Source organism: Kangiella sp. (genome assembly GCF_048265365.1).
In the GTDB taxonomy this organism is placed as follows: Bacteria; Pseudomonadota; Gammaproteobacteria; order Enterobacterales; family Kangiellaceae; genus Kangiella.
Genome location: NZ_JBLXBT010000001.1, coordinates 728,612 through 743,652 on the forward strand (window position 1 = coordinate 728,612; position 15,041 = coordinate 743,652).

Below are 15,041 nucleotides of genomic sequence, written 5' to 3' on the forward strand. Positions count from 1 at the left end.
CCCCGCCTTTTTTTATGCCTGCTAATAATCGCTATAGAATACTAATAGACCATGCAAAAGGCCGGTTATCGATAGTGAAGGGAGATATCTGGCTACTACGGCCTAAACCATTTATCTGCTGTTCTAAGGCGTTAATCTTCGTATCTGTAATGGTTGCCTTAAGTTGCTCTTCTAGACGCGTGCGGTGCTCCTCTAGAACCTTAAATTGCTGTGCAAGATGGGCACGAAGCTTCTGTGGATCTTCTGTTGCAAGATTCTGTAGTACAGGAATGACTCTATTGAAAATATCTTGTAGCCAAGCTTCATGCTTATCCTCGTTAAACTGAAATTTAAGAGTATCTAATATCCATTTTATGGTCCTACTGATAGATTGATTGTATGGGTTTTGTTTCCAAGACTGATATTGCCCGGATGCTTTAACCTGTGTCGCAATGTCGAGTAGTAAATCAACTTGTAAAAATAAGGGGCTAGTATGAAGAATATTTTTGAGGAGATGTTCGCCAATTTCAGTATCTTGGGATATTGGAGATGCAGGGTGATGAGCCATGATGTTGATAGTGCCATTTTCAGTCAGTGAGTTGACACACTGTATTGTTGCTTGCTCAAAATCAGCATACTCAAATCCAAACTGACTGATAAACATATCGATAGATTTAGATTCGAACGGAAGCTTTTCAGCGGGAGTAGCGGGGTGAAAAGTGATCTGTTTCAAAAGCTTCAGAACTTCTTTCTCGGACTTCAAGCTCTGTAGCGGGTTGATATCAGCTGCGTCAATGCCATGGATATCAAAATGCAGATTGTGCATTTCACTGTACTCAGCGGCAAGACAAGCTAAGGCACCGTTGCCACAACCGATGTCTACAATACGGCTTTCGGGTTTCAGTGTAGAAAAAACATTAAACCAATAGTCTTTGATGGCGCCGGTGTAACCTTTAGAGGCTTCAGACTCAGCAAAGCTATTAAGTGTATTTGATGTTGTCCAATAATTTGACCAGTGCTTCATAATTAGAGATAGTAATTGTCCAAAATGAAACTCAGTATAAGAAAGAAAACTAGCAATGAACACACCAAAAAATGAAATCATACCAATGTTTTCCGTTCCATTGGGGGTAGCCCAGTATTCAAAACATATTGAACTCAATGAAAAACTATCCGGATTGTTTAGACATAAGGCCCAAGACACTAAGCAAGATCAGCACGGCTTTGTGAAAAAAAACAAACAGGTTTTTGAAAGTGAATTTAATTTGTTTGATTGGAAAGATGACTGTGTCCAAGAATTGCAAAATTTTTGTTGGGCCCAGTTGTACCAATTAATTGGCACGTTAAACCAGTATGATGTTGATACCCTAAGGAAGCTGCACATTGCGTGTGAGAGCTGGTACCACATTACCAAAAAAGGTGGCTATTTCGGTATACATAACCATCCAATGGCTGCCTGGTCAGGCGTATATTGTGTCTCAGCAGGAGATAAGGTTGAGGATGATCCTGATAGTGGGGGGTTAAACTTTATCTCACCACATATTAGTACAACCAGCTTTATTGATAAATCGTGCTCAAATTTGCGTGGACAGTTTAGTCGAGGTAACAAACTGGTTCACCTGCAGGAGGGGCAGCTGGTTTTATTTCCTTCGTGGCTATTACATGAGGTCAAGCCTTATTTTGGAGAGTCAGATAGGATTACGGTAGCATTTAATAGTTGGTTTAAATATTCTGGCTAATAAAAAAACCGCTAATCAGCGGTTTTTTTTATGGTGAAGATGATGGTGCGCTCTTGTTCTTTAGTCTCAGTGACTTCCTGCTGGTTGATGCGACACCAGGTTGGTATATCACTTAAAGTACCAGGGTCGGTACAGGTAACCTCCAGAATATCGCCGATCGCAAGTTCTTTTAGGGCGTTTTGGGTCCTTATGACTGGCATTGGGCATAGCAAGTTTGAGCAGTCGAGTTCATGTATTTTACTCATACGTGCCATTCCTCTTTGACTTCATGGGCTGCCATTGGTGGGACATCCATGACATATGAAGTGCCATTATAGTTTTCGACCTGGACGGTTACTGACTCTGCACTTTTACCACCAGAATAGCGCGCGGCGATTTGTGCGGCTAATTTGATATCATCTTTGTCAAAAGAGCCGTCAAGAAGGGTTAGAGGACCGCCATGACTTACAGTATGAATGCTAGTGAATTGTTTTTTATAACCGGTTAAGAAGTTATTTTCTCCCTCTTCGCGGCTAACGATAAGCTTGAAGTTAGGTTTTGGACGAATATGACGTCCAACCTTGAGTAGCATAATATCGTCAAGTTCGTAGCGTCTTTCGCCGCGAGCATCCCACAGATCAGCAAGTTTTGCGGAGTAATTGGCATCCGTTAAGAAGCAACATCCGCCAGCAGGTTGTGCAAAGTCTTCAAAACCAAACTGCTTTGCCAGCTCAAACTGTGGTTTGCGGCTTCGGCCTGAAAAGCCGTAAAGTTGTTCGCGATCGACCCAGCCTTCACGCTCAGGAAGCGTAGGCATCAGGTTTTTGGCGCACAAAGGGCGCAACAGGCGATCATCAGCACCTGATTCACGAGCGATAATCGGCATTGTTTCTTTACGCTGCGATTTAGGGCGCTGTCCAATCACTTCACCAGTGATAATGAAGTCAAAGCCATTCTCTTCGGCCCAGGCCCACGCTTGAGCTTGATTGACCATAAAGATCTTGCAATCTAGGCATGGATTAAGATTAGCCCCATAGCCATGTTTCGGATTGAGAACGATATCTTTGTATTCTTCCGATATATCAATAATGTGCAGTTTAATGCCAAGTTGTTCTGCGACCCACAATGAGTTATTCCGCTTCTGCTTATCCTTATCTTTTTTTCGAATGGCGTGGGTGTGGCCTTCGACACAAAAGCCAGTATAGAAATTAATGCCTTCAACATGAATGCCTTGCTCTTGAATCACTTTCGCGGCGAGTAAGGAATCTAGGCCACCAGAAATTAAGGCAACAGCTTTACGCTGTTTTTGTGGGGCTGTTGTCGATTTTTTTACAGAATTAGCTTGAGTCATAGTCAGAAAATCAATAAGTTAGGTACTAAAGGGTGCTCAAAAAATGGACAGCGATTATATATTAGCAAGCCACTAGAGGCAAAGGCTCAGCGGTTAAAAGTACTTAAAATATAAAATAACTAGATTAAGAGTAATGTTATGGACTAGTGAAAACACAAAAAAAGTTTGGTAAATCAGTAGATTAAGTTACCATGGGGTTGCTAGCAACAGGAGGCAATTCTGGACACTAGAAAGACCAAACAAGAAATTTATACCGAACTTGGCTATGCATCAGCGTATGGCCTAATCGCTTTATTGCTCAACAGTTACGCTATTGTTCATCTCTACGGCAACCTCAGTCTGCATTTCGGACAAGTGTTTGTTATATTCTGCCTACTCTCTAGAGGTTTGTATCCAGCAGCAATAGCGGCATTGATAGGTTCTGTTGGGCTGTATATTGAGACACATAATCCTGCCTTCTTTATTAATTCATTAGTTGAAATTATATTTTTGTATTTGCTCAGTCGAAAAGGCTGGGTGCTATTGGTTGCCGATGTTGCTTATTGGCTGGTCATCGGTATACCTATCACTTATTTCTTCGTTATCTATTTTTATGGAATAACATCCAGCGATTTTATTCAGGTGATCATGTTGAAGCAGTTGCTCAACGGAGTGCTGGTTGTTTCAATAGCTTCACTATTGAAGCCCTTCATACCAAGAAAGTGGAGCAAGTTTGATATAAAAACAAGGTTACCTAAGCTTTCCTATCGAATATTTGAATTATCGATGATTAGCATTGTTTTGCCTTCATTAGTGATTACCCTAATCCTTTCTAATAACTCGGCAAAAATTGCAGAACAGCAGGCTAATGATTTATTGGGAGTGCAGGCGGAGCATTATGGTGAAATTACCCATAATCACTTAATCTATCATCAGCGGATGGTTGATAATCTGGCGAATACGCTAAGCTGGAGAGCCTATAATGAAGAGCAGAAGTTAGAGTTATTGCTGGATTCACACAGCCAGTACCCAGATGTTTTTTCAATGTTAATTACTGACCCAACAGGGTTTGTGACTCACGGGGCGCCTAAAGAGTTTGAGGAGACGTTGCAAGGACTGTCACGTGAGCAGAAAATGGTTGATGACCGGCTGTATTATCAAGTACCACGCTCTAGAAATACGCACTTCATATCAGATGTGTTTCAAGCAAGAGGTTATGGAAATGACCCTATTGTGGCAATCAGCTCGCCCTATTTTGAAAGTGAACTTTTCGCTGGGATAGTTCAAGGTACATTAAACTTGGCAAACTTTAAGAAGTTTGGAAGCGGGGTGACAGAAAATCACAATGTAATGGTGATAGTAACTGACTCTAAGGGCAAATTGGTTTATGCATCTAATCCATTAAACCTTCAGCCTTTGTCAGAATTTATAGCGAAGGAGTCAGAGCAAGTTTACACTGATGAACTACCACTATTAGAAATCGATAACAGTTATTATCTATACAAGAAAAGTATTACTGACAGTGGCTGGAAAATCTTTGCATTGAGCCCCCCTGATGCATTAATAGATGCCTACAAAAATGATTTCTATAAATTGATAATAAGTTTATTAATCATTGCTTCCATCGTGTTATTGGTCACACAGAAATTCTCCAAGCAGATAACTAGACCTTTAGAAAATATCGTTAAACATTTCTCAGCAAACGAGCCAATCCCGGAAAAAGCACGGTCAATATATAGCAGCCAGGAAATCGAATCGGTAAGAGACCAGCTTCAGCAGGCTCAATTCTTCATGTTGGAATATCAAAAAACGTTACAACAGCAAGTTGAAGCTAAAACAAAAGAGCTTACCGAAGCCAATGAGAAGTTGGCCCTCGTCAGTGTGCAAGATGAGTTAACACAAATCTACAATCGCAGAGGTTTTAATCAAAATGCGAAAAAGGGGTTTGCGTTTGCCTTACGTCATGCCACTCCAGTTACGATGGCAATATTGGATATCGATCATTTTAAACAGGTCAATGACACCTGGGGTCACTCAGCTGGAGATGAATGTATTATTATGGTTGCTGAGGAAATGAAAAAGAGATTTAAACGTGACTCTGATTTTGTGGCCCGCTACGGCGGAGAAGAGTTTGTCGTATTCGTTGCTGGCGGTGATTGGGAAGTGCACCAGCGAATGCTTGAAGAATTGAGAGTTAATATCGCCAATCGTGAAGTGTATTATGAAGATAAGATTATTTCTATTACAGTAAGTATTGGTTCATACAGTGTCTTTAATGATTTAGATATCACCTATGATGAGCTAGTCTCTAATGCCGACAAACTGTTATATCAAAGTAAATCATCGGGTCGAAATAAACTGACTACTGATAAACAGTAGATTATTGACCAAGGAACGTTCATTGGAAAAAAGCGGACAAACAAAAATTACTAGTATGGGGCTGTTGCTGGGTGGCTTGTATGGGTTGCTGGGCCTGATAACCAATACCTGGTTTATCATCCCGCTATATGGAAATCTCAGTCTCCACCTTGGTGAAGTGTTTGTAATAACCTGTCTGATTACACGTGGCATATCCCCAGCGATCTTAGCATCATTACTGGCTACTTCAGGACTTGTTTTCCATACGGGAAATTATGTCTTTTATATTTCTGCGCTGCTTGAATTATTTGTTTTAAGCTTTTTCCTAAGGAAGGGAGTATTGCTGTTATTAGCAGATGGAATCTTCTGGCTAATTATAGGCATTCCAATTACCTATGTAACAATAATCTATATTTACGACGTTACCTCTACAGATTTTATCCAGGTTATTCTCCTCAAACAGGCTGTAAATGGCGTATTGGTAGTATCCATTGTAGCTTTATTAAAACCTTTTATACCCTCTAAATGGTTTTCCCCATGGGTATATTCTGATGTGCCAAAGCTATCCGATAGAGTATTTGAGCTCGCATTAAATAGTATTTCCTTACCGGCATTAATCATATCATTATTCTTATCAGACTCATCTGCTGATAATACTGAAAAACAAATGGAGAGCGTGCTAAAAATTCGCACAGAACATTATTCTAGCTACTTGAATAATTATGTCGATTATCATTTGAATTCGCTTAGAAGTCTGGAGTCAGTTGTTTTAAAAAATGAGTTGTCAGAAAATAAGCGCGATGCACTGCTTAATGAATGGAACAAGATATACAGTGGATTTATAACAATGATCGTCGCCAATCAAAATGGGTTGATAATTAGTGGTTCGCCTGAAGAGTTCTATAAAAAGTTAAAGGTTGAGCCTGAAGAAAAAAGAACAATAGTTGATAGGGATTACTTTAAGATTCCTAAAGCAGAATTAGTAGAGTATGTTTCTAAGGTTTTTCGTGGGAGAGGTTTTGGTGATGAACCTATCGTTGCCATAAGCGTACCAATTATAGATGATAAGCGAAATTTTTTAGGTATTGTCGAAGGTTCCCTGAATATTCCAAAGCTTGAGTATGTCGAAAAAAGCATGCCGGTATCGGATGGACATATTATTATCAAGGACCAAAACAAAAACATTATTTATTCTTCGCCAGAACTTGACTTGGAGACATTGGAGCACTTTGAAGTTGTTGATATTTCTCCTACTTTTACCAATAGAATGAAAGTCTTCGCGTTGAAGGGAAATCAATACCTATACCACTCTGAATTAACTGATTATGGTTGGCGGGTGATTGCTCTTGCAGAACCTTCTTTATTAATTGGTTCCTATGGAGATAATTTTTTACGACTAAGCGTTATACTACTCTTTATTGCCGTACTATCTCTAGCCGTTACAAGACGTTTTTCAAAACAAATTACTAAGCCGCTTGAAAGCCTGGTGAAAAACTTTGCTGCTCATAGACCTATACAGAACCCACCAAATAACATCCAAACGAGTATAGAAATTGAATCAGTCAGAGAGCAGTTAAAAGAGGTCCAGTATCTCACTCTTGAGTACCAGGAAAGTTTAAAAAAAGAAGTTGAAATAAAAACAGCTGAGTTAATGAAAATGAATGAACAGCTGCAAAAGATGAGCGTAGAAGATGAGCTTACTAAAGTTTTCAACCGCCGAGGTTTTGAAAAGGCTGTTTATGAGATTTTTAAATTGGCTTGCCGCAACAAAACACCAATAACCTTTGCCATTATCGATGTTGATCACTTTAAAGTGGTTAATGATACCTGGGGGCATTCGGTCGGTGATGACTGCCTGGTAATGATAGCCAAGGAATTAAAAGAACACTTTCAAAGAGAGACTGACTTCGTTGCTCGCTATGGTGGGGAAGAGTTCGTTGTATTTCTATCGGGCGGTAATATTGACAAGCACTGTAGAATGCTTGAGGAATTTAGAAAGAAAATTGCTGGTCGGAAAGTACCTGTTAAGGGCGAGTCTGTAAGTCTTACCATAAGCATTGGTGTTTATAGTTTGGAAAACAATTTTAATATTGGTTATCACAATTTGGTCTCAAAGGCTGACGAACTGTTATATCGAAGTAAGAATAATGGTAGAAATCAGATTACCTGTGGTGGTCAGTAGAATTGCTGCCATCTTTGCAAACCACCATTGTAAACAGAGTCATCCTATCTAACTGAAATCTATAGACAAACTTTCTTACTACCTACAGATCTAAAATTAAATTGACTATTTTCTGTGCGAATGGCGCTATCTAGTATAGAATGTGCGCCATTTTTCCCCTTTGAGAGATTTATGATCGATAAGTTACGCAATATTGCGATTATTGCCCACGTTGACCACGGCAAAACTACTTTAGTTGATAAGCTGTTGGAGCAATCCGGCACTTTGGGCGAACGCGCTGGCCCTCAAGAGCGTGTGATGGATTCTAACGATCTTGAAAAAGAGCGTGGCATTACCATTTTGGCTAAAAACACCGCCATTAAGTGGAATGACTACCGTATTAATATCGTCGACACTCCAGGACACGCTGACTTTGGTGGTGAAGTTGAGCGTGTTATGTCGATGGTGGACTCAGTTTTATTGCTGGTTGATGCCGCTGAAGGACCGATGCCGCAAACGCGCTTTGTGACGCAAAAAGCATTTGCTCAAGGACTGAAGCCAATTTTGGTTATCAACAAGATTGATAAGCCAAGTGCGCGTCCTGACTGGGTTATGGATCAGGTGTTTGACCTGTTTGATAACCTTGGAGCAACTGACGATCAACTAGACTTTGAAGTGATTTATGCCTCAGCACTAAATGGCTGGGCAAGTCGCGATGCGGAAACAACTGGTACTGATATGCAACCACTGTTTCAAGCTATTGTGGATAACGTTGCACCGCCGCCAGCTAATGCTGAAGGTGGATTCCAGATGCAAATTTCTCAGCTGGACTATAACTCTTACGTTGGCGTGATTGGTATTGGCCGAGTAACCCGTGGCAGCGTAAAGCAAAATCAGCAAGTTACTATTGTCAGCGCTGACGGGACTAAGCGAAATGGTAAAGTTGGCCAGGTACTTGGCTATCTAGGTCTTGACCGTCATGAAGTGGATTCAGCCGATGCAGGCGATATTATTGCCATTACCGGTTTAGGTGAGTTGAAGATTTCGGACACAATCTGTGACCAAAACGCGGTAGAAGCGTTGCCACCTTTGTCGGTTGATGAGCCAACCGTAACTATGACATTCCAGGTAAATACATCACCGTTTGCTGGTAAAGAAGGTAAGTACGTCACTTCGCGTAATATTCTTGAGCGTTTGCAGCAAGAGTTAGTACACAACGTTGCCTTGCGTGTCGAAGAAACTGATGATCCGGATAAGTTCCGCGTTTCGGGTCGAGGTGAATTGCACTTAGGTATCTTGATTGAAAATATGCGTCGTGAAGGTTTTGAGCTTGCAGTTTCGCGTCCAGAAGTAATTCTGAAGACTATTGATGGCAAGCTTCAAGAGCCATTTGAAACGGTCACTATTGACGTCGAAGAACAGCATCAAGGCAGTGTGATGGAGCGTATGGGTACGCGTAAAGCGGAATTAACCAATATGTCTCCAGATGGTAAAGGCCGTGTTCGTTTAGACTTCATGATGCCAAGCCGTGGCTTGATTGGCTTCCAGACTGAGTTTATGACGCTTACCTCTGGTTCTGGTTTGATGTACCACTCTTTTGACCATTACGGTCTACACAAAGGTGGCGATATTGGGCAAAGAGCGAGTGGTGTTCTGATTGCCAACATGACCGGTAAAGCCTTGACCAATGCATTGTTTAATTTACAAGAGCGTGGTCGTTTGTTTGCCAAGCACGGCGATGAAGTGTACGAAGGTCAAATCGTCGGTATTCACAGCCGTTCAAATGACTTGACGGTTAACTGCCTGAAAGGCAAGCAGCTAACCAACGTGCGTGCTTCGGGTACTGATGAAGCGCAGGTTTTGACTCCACCAGTTAAGCTGACTTTAGAGCAAGCATTAGAGTTTATTAATGATGATGAGCTGGTTGAAGTGACACCAAGTAGCATCAGACTGCGTAAAAAACATTTGTCGGAAACTGACCGCAAACGAGCGAGTCGTCCGCCGAAAGCGTCTTAAGTTTTAAAAGACTTTTAAAAGCCGTTAGCTGCCTGGCAGTTAGCGGTTTTTTTATGCCTGTGATTTAGCAAATTAGGTGAATGAGTTAGCAATAAGCCAATAAAATCGTTACACTTTTTTGCAGAAGGCTAAAATAATTGCAACCATTTGCAGTCAAGCCAATCAGATACACCATAAAATACAAAAAGGTCATCTATGAAGCAGATTAAGTTGTTGGCGCTGTGCGCCTCATTGGTTGGAGTAACCGCTTGTACTACAACGCAAGGCACCGATGCAGTAAAGGCGCTGAGTTACTTGTTTGGAGGTCAACCGCCCCGGGCGCAGATGCTTGATGCCACTGTTAAAGAAGCTTTGCAGTATGAGTTTGATCGTTGTATGAGCGATCAGGAGCTTACTGCAGAAGCTCAGTCAGAATGTATCCAGACCGCATACGCTACCGTCAAAGACGATATGAACCTTGAAGAAAGACGTGGAGAAGATGGTCGTGTGATTATAGAGCGCGTGGATGACGACATGATTTATGAAGAGAATGACGAGCAAGAGAACGATAATCGATAAGAATAGAGTAATTAACAGATGATAGCTTTATTGCAGCGTGTGTTGGAGTCAAAAGTGGTTGTTGGTGGCAAAACCATTGGTTCGATCGATCAGGGATTAATGGTTTTATTGGGTGTTGAAAAAAATGATGACCAAGCGATTGCTGATAAATTGCTCCAGCGTATCTTGAAATACCGAGTGTTTAGCGACGCAGAGGAGAGGATGAACCTATCTTTACAGGATGTGAGTGGTGGATTGCTATTGGTGCCACAATTTACATTAGCAGCTGATACCCAAAGTGGTTTGCGGCCAAGTTTTTCATCAGCTGCACCGCCGCAACAAGGCAAAGAGTTATTTGATTATTTTGTAGAACAAGCTCGTACTCATTATGACAAGGTTGAGTGTGGCAAGTTTGGCGCTGATATGAAGGTCCATCTGATCAATGATGGACCTGTGACTTTCCATTTAAAAATTTAGTTCCTTTTAATAATCAATTTCACCATTTAGTTTGTCTGGGTTGGTACTTTCAATGAGCTTCTTCAGGCTTTCAAGATTCGACTGACTGACATCTTCGATACTGCCTTGGATTAAGAATAAAATAGCATTTTGTATAATTCCATTACCTGAGTATTGTTGCACCATCGTCATCGACGTAGTGTTGTCATCTACCGCTTCAAAAGTAATAACCGTCTGGCCGTTTAACCATTCGTTGGCATAATCATAGCCAATTGTCTGATTAGCAACGTAAGTCGTCAAAGTGTGTTGCATCTTAATTAAGCTACCCTCGGCAGATTTGTAATTCATCGTCCATTCACTGCCCACTTCATTCAAAGAACCGCTAACATTCTCCAGTGAATGGAATTCTGCCAGCCAATGATTGAGTAAGAGAGGGTTGTTATAGACTGAAAAAACCTGTTGCACCGGGGCTTCAATTGTCACGCTAGCTTTACTATCAAAATCGCGCTTAAAAATACCAATAGCAATCAACACCAAAAACAGAGTGCCAATAAGGATAAATCCATACTTTAAAAATTTCATACTGTATAAATCCTATTAAGGTTTGTTATTACGAAGCTCACTTACCACTTCCTGTAGATACTCTTTGGAAACTTTTTCAGGTTCAATAGGTTCGCCAACTACTAATGTTACCTTGGTTCTGAGTCGTTTTAAACGATCAATAAACTTATTCACTGTTTTACGACTGAACAGGCTCTGCCAAAGCCCCTGTAAGGCGATAGGAATTACAGGCACCGGTGATTGCTCAATGATTCGTTCAATGCCTGACTTAAAAACATTCATCTCACCATCTGAGGTTAACTTCCCTTCAGGGAAGATACAAACTACTTCGCCGTTATCAAGCGCCTCAGCAATTTGATACATGGCGTTGTTCAAAAGCTCTTTATCCTCATTAGCACCAGCGATAGGAATTGCTTTGGCTGTTTTGAATATGAAGCTCAATATCGGGATTTTAAAGATTTTATGGTACATCACAAAGCGCACAGGGCGGCGAATACATCCTGCAATGATCAACGCATCTACATAGCTGACGTGATTACAGACCAGAATTTGTGCACCATCATCAGGAATTGTCTCCAGCCCTTTCTTTCGGACGCGGTAAACGGTATGGATTAGAATCCAGACCAAAAAACGCATTAAGAACTCCGGCACCAGGGTGAAAATATAGATCGCTACCAGAGCGTTCATAATAGCGACTAGCAGGAAGAATTGAGGAATGGTCATGCCATTACCCAGCAATACCGCACCTAATACGGCAGCGATCACCATAAACAGCGCATTGAGAATATTATTACCCGCAATCACCCGCGATAAATGCGAGCGTTCGCAACGTTCCTGAATCAGCGCATACAAGGGCACAATATAAAAGCCACCAAAGATGCCAACAAAGGCACAGTTCAGCAGAGTTCTAATAGAGCCGTCCTGACCGAGGTATTCTGTTGGTGATAGCAAGCCTTCATAGCTGCTATGCGGATTAGCGAGAAAAATGTCAATCGCGAACCAGGTCATACCGATTGCACCAAAAGGAACCAAACCGAGTTCTACTTTGCGGCCGGAAAGTTTTTCACATAGCACTGAGCCAACTCCAATGCCAACAGAAAAACAGGCTGAAATTAAAGTCGCTACCAGCTCATTACCATTCAGGCTTACTCTGGTGAAGTTGGGAATTTGCGTCAGGAAAACACTTCCATAGAACCAGAACCAGGAAACCCCCAGGATGGATAGGAAAACTACTTTCTGTTTGCGAGCAAATTTAAATGTTTTCCAGGTTTCTGTTACAGGGTTCCAATTAATTTTAAGGTTTGGCTGAGCTAAGGGAGTTGTAGGGATTCTTCTGCTAAAAAGATAGCCGATAATAGCAATGGTTAACAATAGGACGCTGAGGACTTGCATGCCACTGGCGCCTCGCTCCATTAGAACCCCGCCAATTATGGTACCGATAATGATTGACAGGAAGGTGCCCATTTCGACCAGGCCATTACCACCCAATAACTCATTGTCTTTAAGATGTTGTGGCAAGATACTATACTTGATAGGGCCAAACAAACTGGACTGAAAGCCCATTAAAAATAGCACAAACAATAAAAACCAAATGTTATTAAGGTAAAAACCAACCGCTGCAAACATCATTACTATAATTTCAAACAGTTTTATTTTTCTGATCAAGGCAGACTTTTCAAATTTTTCAGCAATTTGTCCTGCGGTCGCGGAAAAAAGGAAAAAGGGCAATATGAATAAGCCAGCGGCCATATTCGTCATAATGTTTTCACTGAAATTGATTTCAGAAGCTACTTTGAATGATATTAATATAATGATTGCTTGCCGGAAGATATTGTCATTCATAGCCCCCAGTGCTTGCGTGACAAAGTAGGATGAAAAGAATCTTTTCTTGAATAATGAAAACTGATTAGCCACAACGTTTCCCTTCTGTTAAATATGAATCAAGACGTGAGTCCAAAAAAATGTTTTGCATTGCGATAACTGATATTCGCAATATGCTGCAGGCTCTGCTGACGACAGTCAGCGACTTTCTGCGCGATATGAGGTAGAAATCTTGGCTCATTACGGCCATCTTTTGGTTTTGGCTTTAAATCTCTAGGTGTCAGCCACGGAGCATCGGTTTCAATCATTAGCCTGTCGTCCGGTATCAAGTGCACCATGCCTGCAAGCTCCCTTCCGCGCCTCTCGTCGCATATCCAGCCAGTGACGCCAATGTATAGGCCCAACTCTAAATATCGCTCCAGCGCCTGCTCAGAGCCAGTGAAGCAATGGATAACGGCTGGAGGTAGCTCAGTTTGGTAATCCTGCAATATCTCCAGCATGGTATCGCTGGCATCGCGTTCATGCAGAAACAGGGGCTTTTGCAGCTTACATGCCATTTCCAATTGCAGTTTTAATACCCGAATCTGGCTTTCTGGCGTTGAAAAATTACGATTAAAGTCCAGTCCGCATTCGCCCACTGCCACCACTTTGTCCTCTTTATGCAATGTTTTAATGACTTCCAGGTCAGCATCGGTCATGCGCTCTGCGTCATGCGGATGGCAACCGGCGGTGGCATAGCAGTGCTCATATTGCTGAGCTAATGTGAGCGCTTGCTGGCTCTCGCGAGCATTGGTGCCGGTTATGATAATGGCTTTCACACCAGCCGTAAGCGAACGTTCAAGAACCTGCGCTCGATCCTTATCGAAGCGATTGCTGGTTAGATTGACCCCAATATCAATAAATTGCTGTTGTGCAGATGGCGCCATAAAAGTTTGATTGGCATTAGAAAAAACCTTGTAAGATGTTATAAAATAAATCAGCCTTAAATCAAAGAGATAACAAAAGGGAATACCATGTCAACTGAAACGCCGAAAGTGACCAATGCATTGGTTGCGATTGCTGCGACTTTTCTTATTATTGCGGGACTAAAATCAGCCAGTGGTTTTGTTGTGCCTGTCATATTGTCATTATTTGTGGCGATTATTTTGGGCCCACTTTATTTTTTCTTTGCAAAAGTAAAGCTGCCCATCATTAAAAAAGATATGCCTGATTGGCTGGCTATTATTTTGGTTGTGCTCATCATGAGTTTGTTCTTTTTTGTGATTGGAACGCTGGTGGGTAATTCTGTAGAACAGTTTTCCAACAATTTGCCTCGTTATGAAATGATGCTACGGGCAAAATTTGAAGGTGTGGTTATTTGGTTGGCAGGGCATGGCATTGATGTGCCGCAAACGCCATTGGCAGAGAGGTTTTCTCCGGGCGTTATGATGAATTTGTCGGCGACTATCTTAAATGGCCTCGGTAGCGTGCTCAGTAATACCTTCTTGATTATCCTGACCTCAATTTTCCTGTTGATGGAAGCCAGTATCTTTGGTGACAAAATGAGACGTGCTTTCCCTGATGTGGAGAGTAAAGCGCATCTTGGTTTGGGGGAAGTGATTTCAAAAATTAAACGTTATGCCTCTATTAAATCAGTAGTTAGTTTATTTACCGGTGCCATTATCAGTCTATGGTTATGGCTTATCGGGGTCGAGTATCCCTTCTTGTGGGGTTTGATCGCATTCATGTTCAACTTCATTCCGAACATCGGTTCGATCATTGCCGCGATTCCAGCGGTCTTGTTAGCCTGGTTAACCTCAGACAGCTTATCAACGCCGTTACTGGCCGCCGCTGGCTATTTAGCTGTTAACTTCCTCATTGGTAATATTGTTGAGCCTAAGTTTATGGGTAAGGGCCTCGGACTATCCACATTGGTGGTTTTCTTATCGTTATTATTCTGGGGCTGGGTGTTGGGCCCGGTTGGGATGTTGCTCTCGGTTCCCTTGACCATCATCGTTAAAATCTTTCTGGATGCAAATAAGGAAACGCAGTGGATCGGTATTATGCTGGGGGATAAATAATTCAATAAAAAAGCCCGAGTGAAACGGGCTTTTTTATAACCTAT

At 41.7% G+C, this 15,041-nt stretch carries 13 protein-coding genes; 7 read left to right on the forward strand and 6 right to left on the reverse strand.

Translation table 11 applies throughout. The features are described 5' to 3' along the window. Positions 1-31: 31 nt before the first annotated feature. Positions 32-1,084 carry a class I SAM-dependent methyltransferase gene (locus ACN0VI_RS03505; protein ID WP_417445798.1) on the reverse strand — a complete coding sequence of 351 codons (1,053 nt, stop codon included), beginning with the start codon at positions 1,082-1,084 and terminating at the stop codon, positions 32-34. Here ACN0VI_RS03505 and ACN0VI_RS03510 point away from each other — a divergent pair. Next, a complete protein-coding gene (locus tag ACN0VI_RS03510) occupies positions 1,059-1,718 on the forward strand; it encodes a TIGR02466 family protein (RefSeq protein WP_417445799.1) in 660 nt (219 codons plus the stop codon). The genes ACN0VI_RS03505 and ACN0VI_RS03510 overlap by 26 nt on opposite strands. Positions 1,719-1,729: 11 nt before the next feature. On the opposite strand, the gene ACN0VI_RS03515 is transcribed toward ACN0VI_RS03510, so the two are convergent. Both ACN0VI_RS03515 and ACN0VI_RS03520 read right to left on the reverse strand, forming a co-directional pair. Beyond that, on the reverse strand, positions 1,730-1,963 hold the full coding sequence (locus tag ACN0VI_RS03515; protein ID WP_417445800.1) for a sulfurtransferase TusA family protein: 234 nt from the start codon (positions 1,961-1,963) through the stop codon (positions 1,730-1,732). Then, positions 1,960-3,048, reverse strand: a complete 1,089-nt coding sequence (locus ACN0VI_RS03520; RefSeq protein ID WP_417445801.1) for a tRNA (5-methylaminomethyl-2-thiouridylate)-methyltransferase — start codon at positions 3,046-3,048, stop codon at positions 1,960-1,962. Before ACN0VI_RS03520 ends, ACN0VI_RS03515 begins: the two co-directional genes overlap by 4 nt. A 411-nt stretch (positions 3,049-3,459) precedes the next feature. Here ACN0VI_RS03520 and ACN0VI_RS03525 point away from each other — a divergent pair, with 411 nt between their 5' ends. The 5 genes from ACN0VI_RS03525 (at position 3,460) to dtd (ending at position 10,576) form a co-directional block, all read left to right on the forward strand. Next, positions 3,460-5,406: a diguanylate cyclase gene (locus ACN0VI_RS03525; RefSeq protein WP_417445802.1), complete on the forward strand. Its 1,947-nt coding sequence runs from the start codon at positions 3,460-3,462 to the stop codon at positions 5,404-5,406. A gap of 22 nt (positions 5,407-5,428) precedes the next feature. Further along, a complete protein-coding gene (locus ACN0VI_RS03530) occupies positions 5,429-7,567 on the forward strand; it encodes a diguanylate cyclase (protein WP_417445803.1) in 2,139 nt (712 codons plus the stop codon). A 171-nt stretch (positions 7,568-7,738) separates the two neighbouring features. Continuing rightward, positions 7,739-9,562, forward strand: coding sequence for a translational GTPase TypA (gene typA / locus ACN0VI_RS03535; protein ID WP_331892976.1), 1,824 nt, complete (start codon positions 7,739-7,741; stop codon positions 9,560-9,562). A gap of 195 nt (positions 9,563-9,757) precedes the next feature. Continuing rightward, on the forward strand, positions 9,758-10,120 hold the full coding sequence (locus tag ACN0VI_RS03540) for a hypothetical protein (protein WP_417445804.1): 363 nt from the start codon (positions 9,758-9,760) through the stop codon (positions 10,118-10,120). A gap of 18 nt (positions 10,121-10,138) precedes the next feature. Beyond that, positions 10,139-10,576, forward strand: coding sequence for a D-aminoacyl-tRNA deacylase (gene dtd, locus ACN0VI_RS03545; protein ID WP_417445805.1), 438 nt, complete (start codon positions 10,139-10,141; stop codon positions 10,574-10,576). Between the two features lie 6 nt (positions 10,577-10,582). On the opposite strand, the gene ACN0VI_RS03550 is transcribed toward dtd, so the two are convergent. The 3 genes from ACN0VI_RS03550 to ACN0VI_RS03560 are packed head-to-tail and all read right to left on the reverse strand — an operon-like array spanning position 10,583 to position 13,863. Beyond that, the gene (locus ACN0VI_RS03550; RefSeq protein ID WP_331892980.1) at positions 10,583-11,137 is read right to left on the reverse strand and encodes an SRPBCC family protein; all 555 of its coding nucleotides are present in this window, start codon (positions 11,135-11,137) and stop codon (positions 10,583-10,585) included. Positions 11,138-11,152: 15 nt separating this feature from the next. Further along, a complete protein-coding gene (locus ACN0VI_RS03555; protein WP_417445806.1) occupies positions 11,153-13,030 on the reverse strand; it encodes an MFS transporter in 1,878 nt (625 codons plus the stop codon). Positions 13,031-13,056: 26 nt separating this feature from the next. After that, positions 13,057-13,863, reverse strand: a complete 807-nt coding sequence (locus ACN0VI_RS03560) for a TatD family hydrolase (protein ID WP_417445807.1) — start codon at positions 13,861-13,863, stop codon at positions 13,057-13,059. Positions 13,864-13,950: 87 nt separating this feature from the next. On the opposite strand from ACN0VI_RS03560, the gene ACN0VI_RS03565 reads away from it, so the two are divergent. Next, positions 13,951-14,997, forward strand: coding sequence for an AI-2E family transporter (locus tag ACN0VI_RS03565; protein WP_331892983.1), 1,047 nt, complete (start codon positions 13,951-13,953; stop codon positions 14,995-14,997). The last annotated feature ends 44 nt before the right edge of the window (positions 14,998-15,041 follow it).

Bases quoted from the DNA above. Each gene is read 5' to 3' on its own strand.
- ACN0VI_RS03510 (WP_417445799.1), top strand. From the start codon at position 1,059: ATGAACACACCAAAAAATGAAATCATACCAATGTTTTCCGTTCCATTG.
- ACN0VI_RS03505 (WP_417445798.1), bottom strand. From the start codon at position 1,084: ATGATTTCATTTTTTGGTGTGTTCATTGCTAGTTTTCTTTCTTATACT.
- ACN0VI_RS03515 (WP_417445800.1), bottom strand. From the start codon at position 1,963: ATGAGTAAAATACATGAACTCGACTGCTCAAACTTGCTATGCCCAATG.
- ACN0VI_RS03520 (WP_417445801.1), bottom strand. From the start codon at position 3,048: ATGACTCAAGCTAATTCTGTAAAAAAATCGACAACAGCCCCACAAAAA.
- typA (WP_331892976.1), top strand. From the start codon at position 7,739: ATGATCGATAAGTTACGCAATATTGCGATTATTGCCCACGTTGACCAC.
- ACN0VI_RS03540 (WP_417445804.1), top strand. From the start codon at position 9,758: ATGAAGCAGATTAAGTTGTTGGCGCTGTGCGCCTCATTGGTTGGAGTA.
- dtd (WP_417445805.1), top strand. From the start codon at position 10,139: ATGATAGCTTTATTGCAGCGTGTGTTGGAGTCAAAAGTGGTTGTTGGT.
- ACN0VI_RS03550 (WP_331892980.1), bottom strand. From the start codon at position 11,137: ATGAAATTTTTAAAGTATGGATTTATCCTTATTGGCACTCTGTTTTTG.
- ACN0VI_RS03560 (WP_417445807.1), bottom strand. From the start codon at position 13,863: ATGGCGCCATCTGCACAACAGCAATTTATTGATATTGGGGTCAATCTA.
- ACN0VI_RS03565 (WP_331892983.1), top strand. From the start codon at position 13,951: ATGTCAACTGAAACGCCGAAAGTGACCAATGCATTGGTTGCGATTGCT.